Raw genomic sequence first — 21552 nt, 5'->3', positions numbered from 1 at the left:
ACTAGTCGAAAGAAGACCTAGATCGTATCATGTTTATTTTATTTATTGATAAATGGCTTTAATCGGATCCATTCTAGACGCACTTAATGCTGGAATAATTCCGAAAATCAATCCGGTTCCTATAGAAACAGAGGTAGAAAGAATCATAATCGTCGGTGTTAAAAATACTGGTAAGCCAATGACTGCCCCTACAATCACAGCAATTCCATACCCGAATAGAAGACCGATTATTCCTCCTAAAAATGTAATAAAGGCTGCTTCCAACAAAAATTGTAGAAGAATCATCCGTGGTTTTGCACCAATAGCACGACGAATTCCAATTTCACGTTTCCGCTCGGTAACTGATACATACATAATGTTCATGACTCCAATTCCACCTACAAATAAAGAAATCGCAGTGATGGCTAGTAAGAATGTCATGATTCCATTAATATAGCTATTTACTTCATCCATCATTTGTTCATTACTACGATCTTCCTCAAAATACCCTTCATCTTCTGGATAATTTTCAGATAAATGTTCGAGAATGTTCATAGTGACCATTTCTTTATCTTGATTATCTTCCACTTTAACTTTTAGCGATTTGATATCTTTAGAACGAGTTAGCTCATTATAAGCTGTTTGTGGAACGACACTCGTCATGGCATCTTCCCATGTATAGTCTGGTTCTATAAAGCCACTTTCCCAGTCAAAGGCTTCTTTTATTCCAATAATTTCATACATAAACCCGTTAATATTTACTGCCTGTCCAATTAATGTTTCTGGATCATCCACTACAATTCCATAATCTAACACATCATGAGAAAGAACAATCACATCACGATTTGCATCTTTAGGAAGTAAATCGCGCCCATACAAAATGCGAGCTGCCTTTTTATGTGGAATAGCATTCGTGAAAGCTTGCGCACCAAAATAATCAATATTTATATCAATCATATCTGCAGAAGCACCATAAGAACCATAACTAGGAGTCACAGATTGTACCCCGTCTAATCGTAAGAGTCTTCTCATGTCTGCTTTTGTAAAGGTAAAATCATCTTCTACATATCCCATCCCAGTGTCATCACTCATCTCCAACGCATGATTAATCGTGACAACATTTGCTTGAGTCGTGTCTGCTAACTGAAAGCTTTCTTGGCGAACCCCTTCCCCTAAGGATGCAATGGTAACGACAGATGCAATTCCGATAATAATTCCTACCATAGTTAGAAAGACTCTTAACTTGTGGGCACGTAGACTAAGCAGCGTACTCATCATAATATTCCGAATCATACGGCTGCACCTTCTTCCACAAAACTACCATCTTTCATTCGAATCACACGTGTAGCATATTTCAACATATCTTCATCATGAGTAACCATTACAATCGTTTTCCCTTTGTTATTTAAATCTTTCAGAAGGTTCATAACTCCAGTTCCGGTTTCCGTATCGAGAGCACCGGTTGGTTCATCTGCCATAATCAAAAGGGGCTCATTTACTAAAGCACGAGCAATGGCGACACGTTGTTGTTGCCCTCCAGAGAGTTCTTTCGTTTTTGCCTTTATCTTTTCAGGAATTCCAACTAATCCTAAATATTTTTCTGATGCATCCATTCGTTCCTGTTTATTGACTTTCCCACTATATATTAAAGGCAATTCTACATTTTGGACCACATTCAAAGAATCAATCAAGAAAAACTGTTGAAAAATAAATCCAAAATTTTGATTTCGAATATCTGATTTCTTATTTTCGCTTAATCGAGAGACATCTTCTCCTAAAAAGGAATAGCTACCTGACGAAAGACGATCTAAAAAGCCAATCATATTCATGAGTGTCGTTTTTCCACTTCCAGATTTTCCTAAAATCATTAGAAAATCTCCTTCATAAATAGTAAGATTAATATGATTCAACACCACATTTTTTAACTCACCCGTTCCAAAGGTTTTTGTGGCGTCTGTCAGCTCGATTAATTTCTTACGTTCAGAATCTCCCACGGTTATTCCCCCTCCAGAACCTCAACACTTTCAATATCCATCTCCATCTCCATCTCCATCATTTCAGGATTCAAGAGATCTCCTTCATTCACTTCTATTTGAGAAGAAACAATAATTTCATCTTCTGCTTCTAATCCACTCGTTACTGCAATCCCTTCATCGGTCTCTTCTCCAGTTTGAATGACACGACGGACCACGGAACCAAAGTCATTTACAAGAACATACTGGATTTCTCCTTCTGTATGAATAGACTCTTTTGGAATCACTACTTGATTTTCTTCCATATTGATGGTTGCTTGAACATGGTAGCCATTTACAATTCGTTCCAAAGAGTTAAAACTTAATTTTACTGGATAGCTCGACATAGTAGAAGCACCACTGTACGGATCAGAGTTCTCATTAGTAGGCGTAGTATCTACAAAGGAAACTTTTCCGAGTGTCGTATATCCATTGGAAATGACCGTAATATCGGCTACTTGATCGACTTTTACTTTTTCCAAATCTTTTTCATTAATCGTACCAGACACATAGAAATTTTCAGAGATTAATTTCAATAAAGGTGCTTCTGCTTTTTTCTCTTCTGGTATAACTACTTTTCCTTCAAAAGGAGCCGTTACTTCTGTATATACCTTCTCCTCCATTGTAGCAATATTACTGTAAATTTCTTGGATTTGAGAATCTAGCGCGTACAAATTGAAATCCATCGTAATCTCGTCCAACGTTTGCCCGCGTTCTTCTTCAGATGATTCGTACCATCTATCAATAGCTAGTTGTTGTTTATAGGCAGTATTTGCACGATCAGTTTCTAATCTAGCAGCTTCATTATATAATTGACTGATTTCTTTCTGGAGTACTTCGTTGGTATAGCTATATAGAAGGGTTCCTTCTTTCACAACTTGCCCATTTTCTACTTGAAGATCTCCTCTTACCCCTAGACTTTCTTCTCGATAAAATTCTTGTGACTCTTCTGGAGTTACTACTCCATTTACGAAAATTTGATCCATTGGTGGTACGTTATAGTATTCAATTCCATATGGATCTTCATCCACAACGACTTCTTCCAAGTCTTTGTTTTTTAAATAATTAATCAAAAATACTCCTGAAATAATTACAATTACACCAATAATAATTCCCCACAGCAAATTTTTCTTCTTCATTATTTCTCCTCCTGAAATCAAATCTGACCCCATATATAAGTCAATACGTGTATTATACATGTGATACACACAAAAACAATACTTTATACAATATTTAATAAATTTTTTTTAATGATTTGAGAAATTTTATTAGAAGAACCATATTCTGGAGTACTTTTCTTCTAATAAAAAAAGTTTAGTCTATAATAAAAGATAAGGATATTTTATTTTTCTAGGAGGAATGAGTTATTTTGAAAAAAGCAGTCTTTATTGTAGCAGATAAAATTAAAGATCGAGATTTTTCTCCTGCTACACAAGAGGAAATTGGCAAACACGTTGATATTCTCTATCCGTTCTTAAATAAGCAAAATTACACAGAACATTGGGACATGATTGAACAAGCTGATATTATTTTTTCCGGTATTGGTGCACCCGTTATGGACAAAACCTTTTTAGATAAAGCCCCTCATTTAGAGGCTATTTTCTATGCAGCGGGAACGATGAAACATATTTTTACCGATGAAGAAGTTTGGAAACGCGACATAACCGTTACCAACTCTAACTATCCAAATGCGATTCCTGTTGCAGAATTTACGTTAGCTCAAATTTTACTTTCTTTAAAAAACAGTTGGTTCTTAGCTCGAAAAGTACGAGAAGAAAAACATTTTACGAACGGGATTGATTACCCTATTGCAGGGGTTTACAACTCCACCGTTGGAATTATTTCGTACAGTACGATTGGTAAGATGGTAGTCGATCTTCTCAAAAACTTCCAAGTAGACATTGCTATGTACGATCCATTTGTCACAGAAGAACAAGCCAAAGAAATCGGTGTTCAACTCTGTTCTTTGGATGAGATTTTTGAAATTTCAGATGTAGTTTCTTTGCATGCTCCTCGTTTACCAGAAACACTTGATATGATTACCGGAGAGCATATACGCTCTATGAAAACAAATGCGACCTTTATTAATACCGCACGTGGAGAGATTGTTCGCGAACAAGAGATGATTGAGGTTCTTCAGGAACGTTCTGACTTAACAGCCTTACTGGACGTTACCGCACCTGAACCACCAGAACCTGATTCACCACTGTATACAATGGACAACATATTTCTAACGCCACATATTGCCGGTAGTGTTGGAAAAGAACGCCAACGACTAGGAGAATATGTTCTAGAAGAGTTGAAACGATACTTAGCTGGAGAACCTCTTCGGTTTGAAGTTACCAAAGAATTATTTTCAAATATGGCTTAAAGAAAGGAAAACAACTACTTTGAAAAATATGGGAATTTGTTCGGTTACATTTCGAAAAACTTCTGTAGAAGAAATAATTGAGCTTGTAAAAGATTCTCCTCTTTATGCAATTGAATGGGGTGGAGATCAACACGTTCCGCCTTTTGATCTTGAAAATGCAAAAAAAGTTGGTAAACAAACAAGAGAAGCTGGTTTAGAAGTTTCTTCCTATGGTTCTTACTATTATGCAGGTTTAGGAGAGTCTTTTGATCCGTATTTAAAAACTGCTCAAGCTTTAGAGACAGATGCTATTAGAATTTGGGCTAAAAAGATGGATTTTAAAAAAGAAATTGGGAAAATAGATGAAGTAGAGTTTCAAAAAGTAGTTGCGGATATTAAACAAGCTGCACAATCTGCGGCCGCTTATGGAATCTCCATCCATTTAGAATTTCATCAAGGGACTTATACAGATACAACTGAAAGTGCAAAACGTTTGATGGAAGAAGTCAATCAACCAAATGTATATTTGTATTGGCAACCCTTAGCTTATTTATCGATAGAAGAGCGCCTCCTTCAGATTGAAGAATTGGGTTCCTATATTAGTAACGTCCATGTATTCCATTGGGATAAAGATTTTAATCGGTTTCCTTTAGAAGAAGGAAAAGAAGAATGGCTTGGTTACATCAAACACATTCAAGACTATTCGTCTAATCCCCACTATTTTTTATTAGAATTCATGAAAGATAATTCGGTTGAGCAGTTTGAAAAAGATTCAATTATTTTTGAGAGTTTATTTAAATGAAAAATACCTGAATACAGTAAATTTAACTGTGTTCAGGTATTTTTGTTTATTTTTTTTGTAATACTCCTAAATCAGGCTCATCTAATAAGGAGATACTTCCTGTTGCTTTCCCATCTGATTCAAAAATAATTAATTCATTCTTTCCAATTTCCAATAATGGACCTGGGATATACAATCGTTTTTGTGGACCTACTTCCCAAAAACGTCCGATATTCATTCCATTCACTAAAACAAAACCTTTTCCCCAACCATCCAATTCGATAAACGTATCTCCTACTTCATCTACTTGGAAAGTAGCACGATAAAAACTAGGAGTTCCTTTCTGCCAATCTTTTTCAAAATTTAACTTCTCTAAGTTATCCATTGGAAGACTATACATATCCCAACCACTTTGGAACGCACGATTGATGACCACACCGTCTTTAATTCCTTTATGTTGATGGTTCATTTTCACAGAATAATTAATTCTTCCCATATTTTCAACCAAAATACCTAGATTATTTTCTTCATCCATAAGGTCAAAGGAAACTTCTTTCCCAATCTCATGATCATACTGAGTGAATAGTAATTTCTCGTTTACATAAATATTCGCTCGATCTCTAGTTGATATCAATTTGAAGTCTTCTACTTTTCGTTTTTTGCCAATATTACTCTGATAGTAAACATACCCTGTCCCCTGATCTAAATCTTCCATCGATAACGGATATGGTGACTGCACTTTTTCACTTATATCTTCTAGTGATTCAAACAAAGATACTTTCTCAGAAATTTTTACTTCCCCATAGGCTTTTTTCTTGATTGTAGTTGATAACTCAAATGTAGGAATTTCTGTATATTTGCTGATAACCTTTTGGAAGGCATCATACTTAGGAGTGGGTTCTCCCCATTCAGATAGCAGAGCATCATAATCATAACTCGTAACTTGGGGAGCATAGTCTGCATAATAATTTGCTCCACTTGTAAAGCCGAAATTTGTCCCTCCGTGGAACATATAAATATTAACCGAGCCTTGTTCTAAAATATCATCTAACTCTTTTGCAGCATCTTCTATATTCGTCTGATGATGTCCGGGATCTCCCCAAGCATCGAACCAGCCTATCCAAAACTCCATTACCATGAGTGGTTTTTTCTCTCCATGAAAGTCTTTTAGAATCTCATAGTTTTCTTTTATATCTGATCCACAATTCATAGTTGCTAATGCTAATTCAGGAATCGTCCCATTTTCTAACATATCTGCCCAAGGACCATCTGAAGTAACAAGGGGAACTTGCACTCCATAATCTCTCATCATTTTAGCAACTTTGCGAAGGTAGCCTTTATCATTTGCATAGCTACCGTACTCATTTTCCACTTGCATCATCAGGATGGGTCCACAATCCATAATCTGTAAATCTACAAATTCTTGCATAAGACGTTCAAAATAATGATCAACTTTTTCCAAATAAGGAGTGTATTCAAATCGCAACTTCATTTGTGGATCTTGTAAGAGCCAATAAGGAAGGCCGCCAAACTCCCACTCTGCACAAATATAAGGAGAAGGACGTAAAATCACATATAACCCAACTTCTTGAGCAATTTGAATAAAGGAGCGTACATTTAAACGACCTTCGAAATCAAACTCTCCTTCATGAGGTTCATGCATATTCCAAGGTATATACGTTTCCACTGTATTACAACCTAATAACCGTAGCTTCTCTAATCGATCACGCCAATATTCTGGAACAACTCTAAAATAATGCATAGCTCCAGAAATAACTTTGAATGGTTTTCCATTTAAATGAAACTCATCTCTTATCTCAAAGGTTTCCATCATCTATTCCCTATCCTTTTTTATGACATATACGTCATATTGTTTTAAAGTAGTCTTTTCTTTCAGTTTCTCATTTGTAAGTAAATCAGTGGCCCCAATAAAAGTACTTGGAAGTGGGAGTTCTTCCTCTGTAAAGTTGAGAACAAAATAAAATTCACTTCCATTATTAGTACGAGTGATCACTTCCAATTTTGTTTTCTCTTCCAGAATAGGGGTTACTTTAGCAGATTCCACAGCCATATCTAGCACTTTGTCCAATGACTCTGGATTCAATTCCGTTCCTATATAGAATGTCTGCCCGTTTCCATAATTATTTTTCGTTATAACTGGTGTTTCTGTATAGAAGTTACTACTATAATTTGCAATGCTTTCTGCTTTTTCTAAGTGAATAACATCTGCTAGTAATGTAGATACTCCTTTTTCACCATCTTTAAATTGGATGGTATTTGATTGTCCAGGAGCTAACGCATCAATTTCTTCTACCCATATTCCTGCCATTTCACGTAATGGTCCTGGGTATCCACCTAAATGAACATTATCAGATTCATCTACAATTCCACTCATAAACCCAGTTACAAATGTACCACCTCTTTTAACAAACTCAGTCAATCGTTCTTGGACGCCTTCTTTTACCATATATAAAACGGGTGCAACAATTAAATCAAATTTCGATAAATCACGATCCATCGGCACAAATTCCACAGGGATATTTTGGTCATAAAAGTAACGATAGTACTGATGAATTTGATCAATGTACTTCAAGTCTTTATTTGGTCCGCTTGTGTATTCTAAGGCCCAATAGTTATCCCAATCAAACATAATCCCTACTTTTGTTGGATTATCTGATCCTAGAATATTCTTATCTAGCTGCTTCAACTCTGCTCCTAATTGAGTGATTTCACGGAATACACGTGTGTCACTCGTTCCTGCATGGGCAATAACAGCACCATGGAATTTTTCACAGGCACCAATCGTTCTGCGTAATTGGAAGAACTGAATAGTATCGGCACCATGAGCCATCGTTTGATAGCTTTGCGCTCTCATTTGACCTGGTTTTTTCAACGAATTATACGGCTGCCAGTTTTGTTGACTAGGTGTTTGTTCCATCAACATAAATGGTTGGTTCTTTAAACTTCTCATCAAGTCATGATCCATCGCTACTTTACTCCAAGGAGTATCAAAAGCTGGATAATTATCCCAGGAAACAATATCCATTTCTTTTACCCACTTAAAGTAATCTAGGAGTTTATAGGTTCCCATCATATTGGTCGTAATCGGAGTTTCTTGATCATGAATACGAATGGCATCGCGTTCCATTTTAAAGTTTTCTAGCATTCCATCCGAATTGAACCGGCGATAATCAATAGAAATACCTGAAAAAGCAGTATTGTCATAATCGATTCCTTCGCTTAATTCATTTGGTATAACAATCTCATCCCATTCATAAACCGTATGACCCCAAAAATGCATATTCCATGCTTTATTCAAAGCATCTATGGTTTTGTATTTATTTTTCAACCAGACACGGAATTGCTTCTCGCAATTTTCACAGAAACATTCTCCGCCATATTCATTATTTACATGCCAACAAACTACATTTTCGTTGTCACCATATCGTTCTGCCAGCTTTTCGGAAATTTTACGAGCATATTTTTGATAAATTAAACTATTCGGACAAGCATTATGACGCTGACCAAAACGATGCTGTCTTCCTTGGAAATCAGTTCTACCTACTTCTGGATATTTTTTAAACATCCAAGCTGGTAAAGCGGCTGTTGCCGTTCCTAAAACAATGTCATAATCCTCTTTTGTCAGCATATCGATGATTTCATCTAATTCTGAAAAGTCATACTCTTCTTCTGATGGTTGAATTTTTGCCCATGAAAAAACATTAATGGTTGCGCTGTTCAAATTGGATTCTTTGAATAGTTCAATATCTTCACTCCACACTTCCCGTTCCCATTGGTTTGGATTATAATCTCCGCCGTATAAAAAACGATCAAATACTGGTTTTGTCATTTTATATCCTCCTTATTGTTATCTCCTCTCTATTTTAAAAGAATTTTCCCTTCTAATGTATTATCTGTTAAACTAAATTCTATAAGATATCGAAACAAATGAAGGAGCTTACATAATGATTTACTTTAATATCAATAATCCAGATTTACCTCTTTCCATTGAGAGTATTGGGAATCATTGGCTTCAGCCCACTATAAACCGGAAAAACGGATATCCGTACTATCATTGGATTCAAACGGAAAGTGGATTAGGCGAGATTTTAATTGATCATACTAGGATCGAACTGCCTCCAGGAAAAGGAATTTTCATCCCTCCTTTTCAGCCACATCAATATCATGCAAAACATAATCCTGAATGGTACACTTCATTTGTAACTTTTACTGGGACACTGTCTGATGACTTTTCCAAAATAATTGGTACTTCTGAGTGGCTATTAGCAGATGAAACGCAACAATTTTCCTTTCAAAATTGGATTAATTTATTGGTGGAAAAACACGGAGAAATGAAAACAATGGAAATGGATACTTCTCTTTCCTGTTATGAATTTTTATTAAACATTCGTCGGTTTAAGGAAGAAAACTCTGACTCCCAACACAGACTTTATCAAACGTATCTAACCGATGCACTTGCTTATATCGAAACGAATTATCGAGACCCTATTACCGTTGAAGAGATAGCGGATCATTGTTTTATTAGTCCACAATACTTATCTCGTTTATTCAAACGTTTCACAGGTGTTTCTACATCTGCTTATATCCGAAACTTCCGAATAAAAAAAGGAAAAGAAACTTTGATTCATCACCCTTCTACAGAAGTACAACAAGTTGCTCATTGGATAGGCTTTAAAGATTCCAGTCATTTTGTTTCTACATTTAAAAAAGAGACCGGCTATACGCCTCTCGAGTTTCGTCGCTTATATGGATAATGTTTTTTAATAAAAAAGAAAAGGGGATTCTAACTACTTTGAAAATTAATCGCCAAGAAGATGCAGTTTATTTTGCAGAATTAATTCGTACCAAGAAAATTTCATCAAAAGAATTAGTCGAACAATCTATTACAGAAATAAAAAACCAAAATACGAAACTAAATGCAGTGATTCATCCTCGTTTTGAAAAAGCTCTAGATGAAGCGGAGTCAAATCACTTTAGTGATACTCCTTTTGCTGGTGTACCTATTCTTTTGAAAGGTTTGGGTCAATCAATGGCTGGAGAACCAAGTACTTCGGGGAGTAAATTATTACAAAATAATCGTAGTAATCAGACTAGTCATTATACAAAAGCTTTAAAATATGCAGGTTTTATTTTATTGGGTCAAACCAATGTTCCTGAATTTGGTTTTAAAAATATTACTGAACCAGAATTGTATGGACCCACTCGTAATCCTTGGAATACAGATTATTCTGCAGGAGGTTCAAGCGGTGGTGCCGCTGCCGCAGTAGCTTCTGGAATGGTTCCCGTAGCTGGAGCAAGTGATGGAGGCGGTTCTATACGCATCCCTGCTTCTTTTACTGGACTAGTAGGCCTGAAGCCGACGAGAGGTCGAACGCCAGTAGGCCCGGGTTCTGGACGTGGTTGGCAAGGGGCTTCTATTGACTTTGCTTTAACAAAATCCGTCCGCGATACAGCAGCTCTGATGGATGTTTTACAAACGATCCAACCTGCAGCAGCCTTTCAAGTTCCTTTACATACACAAGGATACTTCAATCAGCTCGGGAAAAAGTCAAACAAAAAATTTAAAATTGCTTACTCTCTGGAATCACCCGTACTTTTTCCGGTTAGTGAAGAAGCTAAGAAAGCAGTCTTACAAATGGTTGCTTGGTTAGAAAAAGAAGGACATGATGTAGTAGAAAAAGAACCAGAAATCGATGGCATTGATCTTATGAAAAGTTATTACATAATGAATTGTGGTGAAACAGCGTCTATGCTACAAAATATAGAAAAAGGGCTGAAGCGAACGTTTACTTTAGATGATATGGAGTTGGTAACGTGGGTCCTCTATCATGCAGGTAAAAAAGTTAGTGCTGCCGATTATTCTGATACGATTAAAGCTTGGGACCGTGCTGCTGAAGTGATGGCTGGTTTTCGAGAAAGCTATGACTTATTCCTAACCCCCGCTACAGCAGATGCTGCTCCTAAAGTAGGTATCCAGTGGCAAACGTCTGATTTAATGGAGAAAATGAAGCACATTTCCCAATTCTCTTTTGAGGAGCAGCAAAAAATTGTCTGGGATATGTTTGCTGATAGTTTGCCTATTACTCCTTTTGGAATGCAAGCTAATTTAACAGGCGAGCCATCTATCAGCCTACCTGTTCATTTAACAAAAGAAGGCCTTCCTATTGGCGTTCAATTCACTGGACCGAAAGGCAAAGAAGATTGGTTACTTAAAATTGCTGAAGATATTGAAGCTGCAGGACTATTTATTTAAAAATCGATTCCTATTGCAACAACTATTATCAAGTCGTTGCGATAGAACTCAAAAATGAGGCCAGAGCGCAACGATAGCATCCAAGTCGTGGCGGTAGCTCTCAATAATGAGACCAGAGCGCAACGATAGCATCCAGGTCGTTGCGATACCTCTCAATAATAATCTCAGAGAGCAACGACTTCACCCAGATCGTGGCGATAGCTCTCAATAATGAGACCAGAGCGCAACGACTTCACCCAGGTCGTGGTGATAGGACTCAAAAATAACCTCAGAGCGCAACGACTTCACCCAGGTCGTCGCGATAGAACTCAAAAACGAGGCCAGAGCGCAACGATATCACCCAGGTCGTGGCGATAGCTCTATACTTTTACAAAAAAAAAGACTCTCTTCATTTCTGAAGAGAGTCTTTTTGATAATTATGCTTGAAAGTCTACTGCTTTTACTTCTACATCTATATTTCCACGAGTTGCTTTCGAATAAGGACAGAAAGCATGTGCTTTTTCTGCTAATTCTTGTGTTGCTTCTTTATCTTGTCCTTCAATAGCAACAGACATCACTACTGAAATTTTGAATCCATTATCGGTTGGATCGGAATTTAAAGTAACTTCAGAAGTAACTTGCGATTTACCACTTACATTTGCTTCTTTCATTTTCAATTCCAACGCACCATTAAAGCAAGCGCCATAACCTAATGCAAAAAGTTGTTCTGGGTTTTGTCCGTCACCGGATCCACCCAATTTCTTAGGAGAAGCAATTTTCACTTTAAAAGAATCATCTGTCAAAGAACTATCACCGTCACGACCACCCGTGTTTACTGCTGTAGTAGTATATAATTTTTTTGATTCTGCCATTCTTTTTTCCTCCTTTTGATAAGTATGAGTTATATTGCGTACAATCAAAGTGTAAGAAATATAAAAGGAAAAAGCAAGTAAACTGCTTTCATCTTAATAATAGTCAGTCTCTTTACTCATCTTTTATAATAAAAAAAGGAACCAGATGAAATTAATTCTCCATCTGATCCTCTTTTTTATAAAATTTTATCGGTAACGTAAAGCAAGACCTTTTAATAAATTACGAGCGTAACGGTCTCCACAAACTTTAAAGTTACGATGACCTTCTTTTCTTAATACCGCACTTAATTCACTTTTAGAAATTTTAACTCCTACTTCATCAAGAATTTCTAATACATCTTCACTTGTGAGCGATAACGCAATTTTTACTTTCTTCAACAATAGATTGTTCATATGTTCCATTTCAGATGCTGGTTGAGTGGCTTGTGCAGGTTTATTTTCTTGCTTTCCTCGTTGGGAAATAATTAGTCCATTCAAGAAAGAGTCCAACATCTGATTACTACACTCTTCTACATAGGTATTTTCTGAGAATTCTTCTTCAGAATCATCTTTCTTTTTATCCATCAATTTTATAACTTGATCTTTGGTAGTTTCCACCCCACCAAGTCGAAATACTTCTACCATATCTCTATCTTTTATATCTAGTGCATAGCGTAGACGCGTTAAAATATCATTGTTATTCATTTTTTCACCCTTTCATCTTTATACAAAACAACCCAAAAACTAAATCGTTTCTGGGAGTTTTTTATTACTATTTTGTGGTCTCCCTCAAGAAATATAACTCCCCAAGATAAAGCCAGCTAATAATATACATATGGGAACCGACAAAATAAACATCAAAATCCCTAAGAAAGAACGGTCTTCTCTCCAAACAATCGCAATAAGTCCTCCAAACATACTAACAAAAGCTCCTATAATTCCAGATATCGCAAGGAGGATTAATATCCAATCAAAAAAATTCCGCCCTCCTGCGCTGCCGAATCGTGGTTGAATCACAGCAACCAGAATCCAAGATACAAAAAAATAAAGGATTCCCCATAGAGATACTTTTCCTAAAATGGTTTTTAGCGTAAGGTAAATTTCATTTGTTGCAACCTCCCATTGTTTCCAAACATACTTTATTATCATTGTTATTTTAACATGTTCTTATTTCATCGTCTTCTTTAAAGAGAAAAAATCTATTATTTTGCTTTTGTACTTGATCCATCTTGATAATTAATCTCATAACCTTCTTGTATGTTATGGATATATACATTAAAGGATAGTCCGTTGTCTTCTACCGATTGTGCCATCAAATGGACTCCTCGAGCAACTAATTCTTGTTCACGAAAGATAGGTTCTACTAAATAGCGAACATGATTCCCAGTTTCCTTTAAGTAATAGGTAATATCATTTTCAAATCGCAACATGTGCGGACTGTTCAAACTTCTTGTTCCTGTCATCAAGTTTCGAATATTGTTATTTTCTCCGGTTAATTGAAAACCAATCAAGTGACTTCGATTGTAAAGCCATTGACCATTCGCCAATTTTTTTGCTTCCAACCCGTTGGTTTTATGTAAAGAGACTCTCGATCTTCAGTAGGAAATAAATCTTCATTCAGCATTGCATTAGCAGGACCAACTCGATTTAAAAAATCAATCTCACTAAATTCCTGCCAACTTCCCTTTAGTAGAGCAAGATCTTTTTCATTAAAAGTTGGAACATCTCCATTTACTTCAATAACCTGATCACGGCCATCATATTCTAATAAAGCTAAGCTAGATTCAGGAACCGTTTCTATTTGAAATAAATCTTCAATGAATCCTTGAACAGCAGGAAGTGGCATTGTAACTAATAGAAAAATAGCAGCCGCTGTTGCTAAGAATCCATTTACTACATTTAATTTTACATCCACTTCATCTTTTCTTTTTCGTTTTCTAGCCATTTTATTCTTTCTTCCTATCCTTCCTGAAAGCCTTCATCCATTAAATATCCTTCAGCAGCTTCTTTTGTTTTGAAAACACCTTCTACTTGACCAGTTGATATAACGACTGCCCATAGTGGGTTCTCGTAGCGAAGACGCAATGCTTCTCCTCTAACATCAAACCACAACTCAGAATAGCCTTCTTCATAGCCATCTTCAGTCTTTTTAAGGTGTTCAATTGCTTGATCAACATACTGACGAATGGTTGCTTCATCTTCATCTAAAACAGAAATATAACCTTTTTTAGTTTCTTCTTTTGGTAAATATGCTGCATAAACAAATGCATTTCCATTAGGATGGAGGAACCGAACTGCTATTTTTTTAGCTACCGCACTGTCTTTAAAATGGTAATTCAATCGGTTCATAGATACAGGGACAGACTCTAGCTCTTTATAACTATCAAATATTGCTTTTTTTTCTTCAAATGATAAGGTCATTTGTATTACTCCTCCACTATATAGTTTGTCTACCAGTATTGTAGACTACTTTTTCTCTATTGTATCAAAAAAAACGTCTTTAAAGATAAAAGAAAAGAATCAGAATGCTCTTTAACAAGCATCCCGATTCAATTCAAGGGAATCCTTACATATAATATAAATTCTCAGAAGGATAAACGGGATCACACGTGATGTCTAATCCCAAATCCCGCAGAAGTTGCTCGTCATCTTTTTTCAACATAACGGTAGAATGAGCTTGCACTCCAGATAATTCTGCTAACTTATTGTAGCACACTTGAGCTGTAGGATTCGTTACCGCACTAATGGCTAGAGCAATTAAAATTTCATTGGCATTTAGCATAGGCATTTTGCTATGTAGCACCGTTGATTTTGTTTTTTGAATGGTTTCTAGAATCATCGGTGAAAGCAAATAAATTTCATCTGCTACATTGGCTAATACTTTGATTGAATTTAAAAGAGCGGCGGAAGAAGAATCCATCAAACTAGATGTTTTCCCTGTTACGATTCGACCATCTTTTAATTCAAAAGCAATGACCGCTTTTATATCATTATTTTCCGTTTTTTGGCGTAAGACTTCTGCATACTCACGAGCTGGTTTTACAGGAACTCGATCATCTGATTTTACTCCTGCTTCTTCCATCAAAATCTTCATCCAATTTACCGTATCTTGATCAATCAGACCTTTTTTAAAGTCACAATCCGTAGCAAAACTTCTACGGATAATTTCTTGTCGAGAGGCTTCCTTTACAACTTCATCATCTGTAATTCCAAAACCGACTCGATTTACTCCCATATCCGTTGGAGATTGATACTTTGGTTCTTCACCCGTAATTCTTTCAATAATTCGTCTAATAATAGGGAATGTTTCAACATCTCGATTATAATTGACGGCTACTTCATGATATTTTTCAAAGTGGAAGTTGTCAATCATATTTACATCTTTTAAGTCGACCGTAGCCGCTTCATAGGCGATATTTAAAGGATGTTTCAATGGGATATTCCAAACTGGAAAAGTTTCAAACTTAGAATAGCCTGTTTTTCTTCCCATATGATTTTCGTGATACATTTGATTTAAACAAGTAGCTAGTTTCCCACTACCTCCACCAGGAGCTGTAACGACTACAATCGGTTTGGTAGTTGGTATATAAGAGTTTTGTCCAAACCCTTCTTCGCTTACTATTTTATCCACATCGGAAGGATACCCTTCAATCGAGCTATGTGTATAAACGAGAATATCACGCTTTTCTAGTTTATTAATAAATAAACGAGTAGAGGGTTGACCGTGATAACGAGTAATGACAACACTATTTACTGATAAACCATATTCCCGAAATTCATCAATCAAACGAAAGACATCCATATCATAGGTAATTCCATAATCACCACGAATTTTATTTCTTTCAATATCACCTGCGTAAACACAAATAATAATTTCGGCTTTATCTTTCAGTTTTTGTAGAATTTTGATTTTTGAGTCTTCATCAAAACCAGGAAGTACTCGCTTTGCATGCTTGTCACCAATCAATTTTCCGCCAAATTCTAGATATAGTTTATCGTAGTTATTTACTCGCTCTAGAATATAACGGGATTGTTCTACGATATATTTTTTTGAATCAAAGCCAATTTTATCCATTCTGTTCCTCCCAAATTTTCTGCTCATTATTTCATTATATATAGATCACTTTTAACTTGTGACTTTCAACTCTAACTCTATTCATTATAGAGATTTTTGTCATGATAGCAATGTATTTATTAGAAATCATTTTCTATTTCCTTTATATACGCTAAAGTTAATTTTTTTAATAGCTCAAATGTTCGTTTATGATTTTTGAATCTCTCTTAACAAGAGGTTAAATCCTGCTTGACATTCATTGAGCATACCATCTATACTACTTATATCATATGTTTTGTAAGAAAAAGAGCCGTTAGTTCAGCGGGAGAATACATCCTTGACAGGGATGGGGTCACAGGTTCAAATCCTGTACGGCTCATCACTTTAACCAATCAAACTAAAAGAAGACTAGGGAAATTCCTGGCCTTCTTTTAGTTTTTTTCTTTGGTTTTTCTTCATAAGGATTTGGGCAGTGATCATAATCTTTAGATTCTAACCATTATGATCTTTAGCTTGTTCAAATACTTTAATAGCTATTTTCCGTCTTTCTTTATGGGAAACAATCGGCTCTGGATAATCTTTTCCGATGATTACTCCAAATTTATTTTGCTCTTCCTTTGAAAGTTTTGAAGGTTCATGTATTTTTTCGCCATCAATATTTTTAAGCTCTGGAACATAGTATTTTATGAATTCTCCGCTTTTATCATACTTCTCTGACTGTGTGGTTGGGTTAAATATTCTAAAATAAGGAACACTATCTGTTCCAGTTGAAGCAGCCCATTGCCACCCACCTATATTATTAGAAGGATCATAATCAATGAGCATTTCTTGAAAATATTGTTCTCCCCATTTCCAGTCAATTAATAAATCTTTCGTTAAAAAAGAAGCGGTTATCATACGCAATCGATTATGCATCCAGCCAGTTTCTTTTAATTGACGCATTGCTGCATCCACTATTGGAAAACCTGTCTTTCCTTCTTTCCATTTTTTGAAGAATTCCTCATCATTCTCCCACTCCAGTTGACGAAAGGATGGGTTAATAGAACTATTTTTTTGATCCGGATGAGTAGCATAAATCATATTATAAAAGTCTCTCCAAGCTAGTTCTTTGATAAATGTTTCTTTTCCCGCAGAATTTTCAGAACGATTTACTTGATCAAAAACAGTCCGAATAGAGATTTCACCGGTTCTTAGGTATTTGGATAAATGGCTAGTTGAATTTTTTACCGGATAATCTCGAGCCACCTTGTAATTACTTAAATCATGTTTAATAAACTCATCTAGGCGCTGATGTGCTGCTTTCGTGCCTATTTGTAAATCTTCAATGGGGATTTGCTTGGCAAGAAAGTCATTAAATTGTTCTTCATCCTTTGAAAAAATGGGATCTTTAATCAACTTTTTTCATCAAAACCTACTTCAACTACATCAGGACTTTGTAATTCCTTCCATTTAGTAAAATAAGGTGTAAACACTTGATAATAGCTTCCAGAATTAGTTTTTATTTCTCGAGCTGAGTGAAGGTAATGATCGTGATAACCATGAGGCTTCACATCTAATTTTTTGAATAATGTACTAGCAATTTTATCCCGCTCGAGACCATAACCAGTTTCATCTCTATTTATATAAATATCTGACCAATGAGGAAACTCTTTTTTAATTTTTAAGAAACATTCTTCAAGATCACCATATAGGATATGTAAAGTAGCATGTTTTCTTTTAATTTCATCGCGAAAAAATTCTACACTTTTAAAAAAAGAAGCTTGGTTCATTGATTGCTCACCCAAAAACTGCTCGGGATTTACATGAAACAATAGGAGTAACGAGTTTGATTCTTCCAAAGCATGTTTGAGTGCTACATTGTCTTCTATCCTCAAGTCTCTTCTAAACCACATAACGGACACCACGTTTTTTCACCTCTTCTCATTTTCTCTTTATCACATTGTCTTCTCTATTGTAATTCAAAATATGAAAATAGAATAAAAAATGACTAATAAAAAAAGAAAAAGTCGTTTGCTTTTTCTTTTTCTTAACTATGCTTTTAAATAATCCAAAAATGAAAAGAATAGGAATTCTATAATTACTCTATATATTTCAATCTTTCTTCTCGTTCTTGTTTTCTTCTATAAACTCTTTCCAATCGAGGTCGATTATAGCGTTGCACAATGATAAATGGTGCATTCATCAACACTGCATAGACAATCATGATCCAACCTGCCCAAGGTGGATTCCAAAAGAAGAAAAAGATTGCGGGAATCATAGATAGCCAGTGAGTCATTTCTGCACGGCGCATCTCCAACAAGAATTTATTCAAAGTAGGAAGATAGGCATCAACCATACTTGATTTATTGTATGCTTTTTTTAAAAAGATACTTCCATCTGGCAAATAATGCTTCCATGATTGAATATGAAATATCTTTTGCCAAATCATTCCATTTTGTTCCCATTTCCAAGTGCGAAACCAGCTTTTGTGCGTTTCAAAGAAATGATCTGGAACTTTCAATATCGCAATCGAAATCCCCATATGGAAACAAAACCATGTGAAAATATCTAATAAGACCATCCAGAAAGGTGACAAATATACAAGTTGCATAGACATCCTCCCTATAATTTAATTTTTCGTCCTTTCCATGTGACGGTATGGAAAATATGAGTAGCAATCCAGGAACGGATAAAAACAAATAAAAAGAAAATAAATAAAAGTGGATAGAAAAAGAGAGCTCCAAAAGAAAAATTACCTGTTCGTCGAGCTAAAATAGAAATTTGCAAAAAATAAAGGAGGTAGCAAACAATCGATGTAAAAATCCATACAGGCATTCCTAAAAATAAGGCAAGACCTACAAAAGAAGGTGCAAGAAATGCACCAAAAATCCAAATTCCGATTAAAAACCAAATGAAAAGATGCGTACTTTGAGATCCCGTCGCAAAGTGTTTGGACCATCCTTCTATCAATTGGGAAATCCCTTCTGGATACATTCGAAAATGGACTAAGTTTTTGCCACTATATAACTGGATTGGCAAGTTTTTTTCTTTATATATTTTCCCTAGTGCAAAACCTTCAATTAATGCTTCTTGAACAACATCTTGTCCACCCATTTGAATGTACTCTTCTTTCTGACACAATAAAAAAGGGCCGAAAACACCTGCTTCAGATAATTTGTTTCCTAAAATAGAAAAAGCATTCATCCCAGCCATCGTAATGATATTAAATATAACTGAACTATTTTCATAATTTTTTTGAATGTGATGATAGGGTTGAATGGATAGGATCCCTTTATTTCCTTGCTCTTTATAAGCAGCAACTAATTTCCCTACAACTTCTGAATTTGCAAACCATGTATCAGCATCCATAAAGATTAATAAATCACCTGATGCATGGTTGGCTCCTTGCCAGTTTGCGGCTGTCTTCCCAGTCCAATCGCCTTCTTTTTTTACTGGTACGACTTGCGCTCCATATGTACGGGCTATGTTTGCTGTCTCATCCTCAGAGCCATCATCTGCAACAATCACTTCATAAAAGGAAAAGCGTTGCATGTGTGCACTCTTTAAGAGAATAGGTAAATTTTTTTCTTCATTTCTAGCAGGTACAATCAACGACACTCGTAAGGATTCATTTATTTCTGTTTGCTTATCATGAGGCACAGGGTTTCTCCAGTACATGAAGAACCCAGCCATGATTGCACAAACACAACCGATTAGCATCCATCCAAACATATCGAACCTCCTACATTTTTTCCTTCAGTATTTTCAGCTCAAGTCTTATAAAAACTCAGTCAGAATTTTTTCTTTGGCACCTAACATATCTCCTACTTGCTGGCCGCTTAACGTTACCATTGGCATTCCTCCACCTGGGTTAACCGTTCCACCAACAAAATATAAATTATGGTATTTCTCACTGTGTTTGGGATGCTTAAATCCTTGATTCTTTTTACGATCAGAAACGGTACCATAAATAGCACCTCTGTTAGAGTAGTATGTTTCTTGGATATCTTCTGGTCTCCAAACATTTTCTGTCACGATATGCTTCCGTAAATCAGTCAATCCCATTTTTTCTAATTTTTCATAGACTCTTTCTTGCAGAGCAAGATAATCTTCTTCCGTAAAAGGATCGTCTTGGATATAAGGGATGTGCGGTAAAATTTTAATATTCTCATGGCCTGGAAGTGCTTGATCAGAATCCGTTTTATTTACATTTACCAGGTAAATAGTGGGATCGTCTGGTAATTGTTTTTTATGGAAAATTTGATCGAAATTCTTTTCAGAATGATTCGAGAAGAAGAAGTTATGATGAGCAAGTTGCGGATAAGTAGTATCCACTCCTAAATGAATCACCAAACCAGAACTTGCTGGTTCAAATTTTTTCTCTAAGGCATCCATTTCTTTTTGATCTTCTTCCAGAAGACGAGTATACGCAGGGATGACTTCCATGTTACTCACAAAATAATCAGCTTCTACGATAGAACCATTGTCCATCTCAGCAGAAGTAATCATTTTATTTTCATCTTTATTTAACTTTACAACTTCATGCCCCAAATGAAACGTGACTCCTATTTCTTCAGCTAGTTTCACTAATCCTTCTGCTAAGAGATGCATTCCACCTGGAACATACCAAACACCTTGTTGATGTTGCATATAACTCATCATATTCAAAATAGCTGGCGCATCATAAGCAGAGGAGCCTACATATTTTATGAAATAATCTAACATTTCATTAAAATGTGGATCGTGAACACGTTTTGCTATCCCTTCATGTAGAGTTGAAAAGTAATCAAATCCGGTACTAGTTTCCCAGATACCATGATGCTTTAATACTTGTTTCAAGTTATCAAGGCCTTCTGCAAAGTAGCCTTTCTCCGTAATATCATATAATTTTCCAGCATAATCTAAAAAATCACGATATTCAGCCATATCTTTTTTAGTAAGCGATGGATTTTCCTTTTCCATTTTTTCTAAATCACCATATAAATCAATCACTGTATCATCTGGAAAAAAAGAGCGCCATTCTAAATCTAGACGCTCAATCGTTACATAATCTTCCATCTTTTTATTACTATCTGTAAATAATTTTTGAAAGATATGTGGCATCGTTAAAATGGAGGGGCCTAAATCAAATCCAAACCCATCTTGCTCCAAACGATTTAATTTTCCACCTAAATGATTATTTTTTTCATATAGAGAAACAGAAAAACCTTTTTGTGCTAATGATATTGCTGCAGAAAGCCCACCTAATCCTCCACCAATTACAACAACCGATTTTTGATCTTGCATACTCTCA

19 protein-coding genes, 1 tRNA gene and 1 pseudogene are annotated in these 21552 nt (G+C 35.7%); 5 read left to right on the top strand and 16 right to left on the bottom strand.

Annotated elements, in window-relative coordinates:
- Window positions 1–42 precede the first annotated feature (42 nt).
- The 3 genes from LZ578_RS02905 to LZ578_RS02895 are packed head-to-tail and all read right to left on the bottom strand — an operon-like array spanning window position 43 to window position 3130.
- Entirely contained in the window at window positions 43–1272 is a 1230-nt protein-coding gene (locus tag LZ578_RS02905; protein ID WP_235145846.1) for an ABC transporter permease, read from the bottom strand.
- Window positions 1269–1979 (bottom strand): ABC transporter ATP-binding protein, encoded by a 711-nt coding sequence (locus tag LZ578_RS02900; protein WP_396326710.1) that lies wholly within the window; start codon window positions 1977–1979, stop codon window positions 1269–1271. Before LZ578_RS02900 ends, LZ578_RS02905 begins: the two co-directional genes overlap by 4 nt.
- On the bottom strand, window positions 1976–3130 hold the full coding sequence (locus LZ578_RS02895; protein ID WP_235145845.1) for an efflux RND transporter periplasmic adaptor subunit: 1155 nt from the start codon (window positions 3128–3130) through the stop codon (window positions 1976–1978). Before LZ578_RS02895 ends, LZ578_RS02900 begins: the two co-directional genes overlap by 4 nt.
- Before the next feature lie 230 nt (window positions 3131–3360).
- On the opposite strand from LZ578_RS02895, the gene LZ578_RS02890 reads away from it, so the two are divergent.
- Together LZ578_RS02890 and LZ578_RS02885 are read left to right on the top strand one after the other, a co-directional pair.
- Complete coding sequence (locus LZ578_RS02890) at window positions 3361–4362, top strand: hydroxyacid dehydrogenase (RefSeq protein ID WP_235145844.1); 1002 nt, start codon at window positions 3361–3363, stop codon at window positions 4360–4362.
- A complete protein-coding gene (locus LZ578_RS02885) occupies window positions 4325–5143 on the top strand; it encodes a sugar phosphate isomerase/epimerase (protein WP_235145843.1) in 819 nt (272 codons plus the stop codon). Before LZ578_RS02890 ends, LZ578_RS02885 begins: the two co-directional genes overlap by 38 nt.
- 46 nt (window positions 5144–5189) lie before the next feature.
- Here LZ578_RS02885 and LZ578_RS02880 read toward each other — a convergent pair whose 3' ends face one another.
- Both LZ578_RS02880 and LZ578_RS02875 read right to left on the bottom strand, forming a co-directional pair.
- On the bottom strand, window positions 5190–6953 hold the full coding sequence (locus LZ578_RS02880; protein ID WP_235146383.1) for a beta-galactosidase family protein: 1764 nt from the start codon (window positions 6951–6953) through the stop codon (window positions 5190–5192).
- A gap of 3 nt (window positions 6954–6956) precedes the next feature.
- Window positions 6957–8972, bottom strand: a complete 2016-nt coding sequence (locus LZ578_RS02875) for a beta-galactosidase (RefSeq protein WP_235145842.1) — start codon at window positions 8970–8972, stop codon at window positions 6957–6959.
- Between the two features lie 115 nt (window positions 8973–9087).
- Here LZ578_RS02875 and LZ578_RS02870 point away from each other — a divergent pair, with 115 nt between their 5' ends.
- Window positions 9088–9897, top strand: a complete 810-nt coding sequence (locus LZ578_RS02870) for an AraC family transcriptional regulator (protein ID WP_235145841.1) — start codon at window positions 9088–9090, stop codon at window positions 9895–9897.
- Window positions 9898–9935: 38 nt separating this feature from the next.
- Complete coding sequence (locus tag LZ578_RS02865; protein ID WP_235145840.1) at window positions 9936–11396, top strand: amidase; 1461 nt, start codon at window positions 9936–9938, stop codon at window positions 11394–11396.
- Window positions 11397–11812: 416 nt separating this feature from the next.
- Here LZ578_RS02865 and LZ578_RS02860 read toward each other — a convergent pair whose 3' ends face one another.
- The 6 genes and pseudogenes from LZ578_RS02860 to LZ578_RS02835 form a co-directional block, all read right to left on the bottom strand.
- Window positions 11813–12247, bottom strand: coding sequence for an organic hydroperoxide resistance protein (locus LZ578_RS02860; protein ID WP_235145839.1), 435 nt, complete (start codon window positions 12245–12247; stop codon window positions 11813–11815).
- A 186-nt stretch (window positions 12248–12433) separates the two neighbouring features.
- On the bottom strand, window positions 12434–12931 hold the full coding sequence (locus LZ578_RS02855; RefSeq protein ID WP_235145838.1) for a DUF1456 family protein: 498 nt from the start codon (window positions 12929–12931) through the stop codon (window positions 12434–12436).
- A gap of 84 nt (window positions 12932–13015) precedes the next feature.
- Window positions 13016–13375 (bottom strand): hypothetical protein, encoded by a 360-nt coding sequence (locus LZ578_RS02850; protein WP_235145837.1) that lies wholly within the window; start codon window positions 13373–13375, stop codon window positions 13016–13018.
- A gap of 53 nt (window positions 13376–13428) precedes the next feature.
- Window positions 13429–14072: pseudogene (locus LZ578_RS02845) on the bottom strand (DNA/RNA non-specific endonuclease).
- A gap of 113 nt (window positions 14073–14185) precedes the next feature.
- A complete protein-coding gene (locus tag LZ578_RS02840) occupies window positions 14186–14647 on the bottom strand; it encodes a hypothetical protein (RefSeq protein WP_235145836.1) in 462 nt (153 codons plus the stop codon).
- A gap of 145 nt (window positions 14648–14792) precedes the next feature.
- Window positions 14793–16301, bottom strand: coding sequence for a DUF1846 domain-containing protein (locus tag LZ578_RS02835; protein WP_235145835.1), 1509 nt, complete (start codon window positions 16299–16301; stop codon window positions 14793–14795).
- 286 nt (window positions 16302–16587) lie between these two features.
- Between LZ578_RS02835 and LZ578_RS02830 the strand changes: the two genes are divergently transcribed.
- Window positions 16588–16659 (top strand) — tRNA-Val (locus LZ578_RS02830).
- A 113-nt stretch (window positions 16660–16772) separates the two neighbouring features.
- On the opposite strand, the gene LZ578_RS12575 is transcribed toward LZ578_RS02830, so the two are convergent.
- The 5 genes from LZ578_RS12575 to LZ578_RS02810 form a co-directional block, all read right to left on the bottom strand.
- On the bottom strand, window positions 16773–17675 hold the full coding sequence (locus LZ578_RS12575; protein ID WP_311198589.1) for a deoxyribodipyrimidine photo-lyase: 903 nt from the start codon (window positions 17673–17675) through the stop codon (window positions 16773–16775).
- Entirely contained in the window at window positions 17672–18172 is a 501-nt protein-coding gene (locus LZ578_RS12570) for a deoxyribodipyrimidine photo-lyase (RefSeq protein WP_311198607.1), read from the bottom strand. The genes LZ578_RS12575 and LZ578_RS12570 overlap by 4 nt, the downstream gene beginning before the upstream one ends.
- Before the next feature lie 185 nt (window positions 18173–18357).
- Complete coding sequence (locus LZ578_RS02820) at window positions 18358–18870, bottom strand: glycosyl-4,4'-diaponeurosporenoate acyltransferase (RefSeq protein ID WP_235145834.1); 513 nt, start codon at window positions 18868–18870, stop codon at window positions 18358–18360.
- Between the two features lie 11 nt (window positions 18871–18881).
- Entirely contained in the window at window positions 18882–19991 is a 1110-nt protein-coding gene (locus LZ578_RS02815; protein ID WP_235145833.1) for a glycosyltransferase family 2 protein, read from the bottom strand.
- 45 nt (window positions 19992–20036) lie between these two features.
- Window positions 20037–21545, bottom strand: coding sequence for an NAD(P)/FAD-dependent oxidoreductase (locus tag LZ578_RS02810; protein WP_235145832.1), 1509 nt, complete (start codon window positions 21543–21545; stop codon window positions 20037–20039).
- Window positions 21546–21552 lie beyond the last annotated feature (7 nt).

It is taken from the genome of Jeotgalibaca sp. MA1X17-3, from assembly GCF_021513155.1.
Lineage (GTDB): Bacteria > Bacillota > Bacilli > Lactobacillales > Aerococcaceae > Jeotgalibaca.
Note: the sequence above shows the minus strand (reverse complement) of the source record. Positions and strands in the feature narration are given on the sequence as shown.

Excerpts from the sequence above, each read along its gene's own strand:
- LZ578_RS02850 (WP_235145837.1), bottom strand. The coding sequence starts at position 13,375 with ATGATAATAAAGTATGTTTGGAAACAATGGGAGGTTGCAACAAATGAA.
- LZ578_RS02895 (WP_235145845.1), bottom strand. The coding sequence starts at position 3,130 with ATGAAGAAGAAAAATTTGCTGTGGGGAATTATTATTGGTGTAATTGTA.
- LZ578_RS02870 (WP_235145841.1), top strand. The coding sequence starts at position 9,088 with ATGATTTACTTTAATATCAATAATCCAGATTTACCTCTTTCCATTGAG.
- LZ578_RS02820 (WP_235145834.1), bottom strand. The coding sequence starts at position 18,870 with ATGCAACTTGTATATTTGTCACCTTTCTGGATGGTCTTATTAGATATT.
- LZ578_RS02810 (WP_235145832.1), bottom strand. The coding sequence starts at position 21,545 with ATGCAAGATCAAAAATCGGTTGTTGTAATTGGTGGAGGATTAGGTGGG.
- LZ578_RS02815 (WP_235145833.1), bottom strand. The coding sequence starts at position 19,991 with ATGTTTGGATGGATGCTAATCGGTTGTGTTTGTGCAATCATGGCTGGG.
- LZ578_RS12570 (WP_311198607.1), bottom strand. The coding sequence starts at position 18,172 with ATGTGGTTTAGAAGAGACTTGAGGATAGAAGACAATGTAGCACTCAAA.
- LZ578_RS02905 (WP_235145846.1), bottom strand. The coding sequence starts at position 1,272 with ATGATTCGGAATATTATGATGAGTACGCTGCTTAGTCTACGTGCCCAC.
- LZ578_RS02880 (WP_235146383.1), bottom strand. The coding sequence starts at position 6,953 with ATGGAAACCTTTGAGATAAGAGATGAGTTTCATTTAAATGGAAAACCA.
- LZ578_RS02860 (WP_235145839.1), bottom strand. The coding sequence starts at position 12,247 with ATGGCAGAATCAAAAAAATTATATACTACTACAGCAGTAAACACGGGT.
- LZ578_RS02855 (WP_235145838.1), bottom strand. The coding sequence starts at position 12,931 with ATGAATAACAATGATATTTTAACGCGTCTACGCTATGCACTAGATATA.
- LZ578_RS02835 (WP_235145835.1), bottom strand. The coding sequence starts at position 16,301 with ATGGATAAAATTGGCTTTGATTCAAAAAAATATATCGTAGAACAATCC.
- LZ578_RS02840 (WP_235145836.1), bottom strand. The coding sequence starts at position 14,647 with ATGACCTTATCATTTGAAGAAAAAAAAGCAATATTTGATAGTTATAAA.
- LZ578_RS02875 (WP_235145842.1), bottom strand. The coding sequence starts at position 8,972 with ATGACAAAACCAGTATTTGATCGTTTTTTATACGGCGGAGATTATAAT.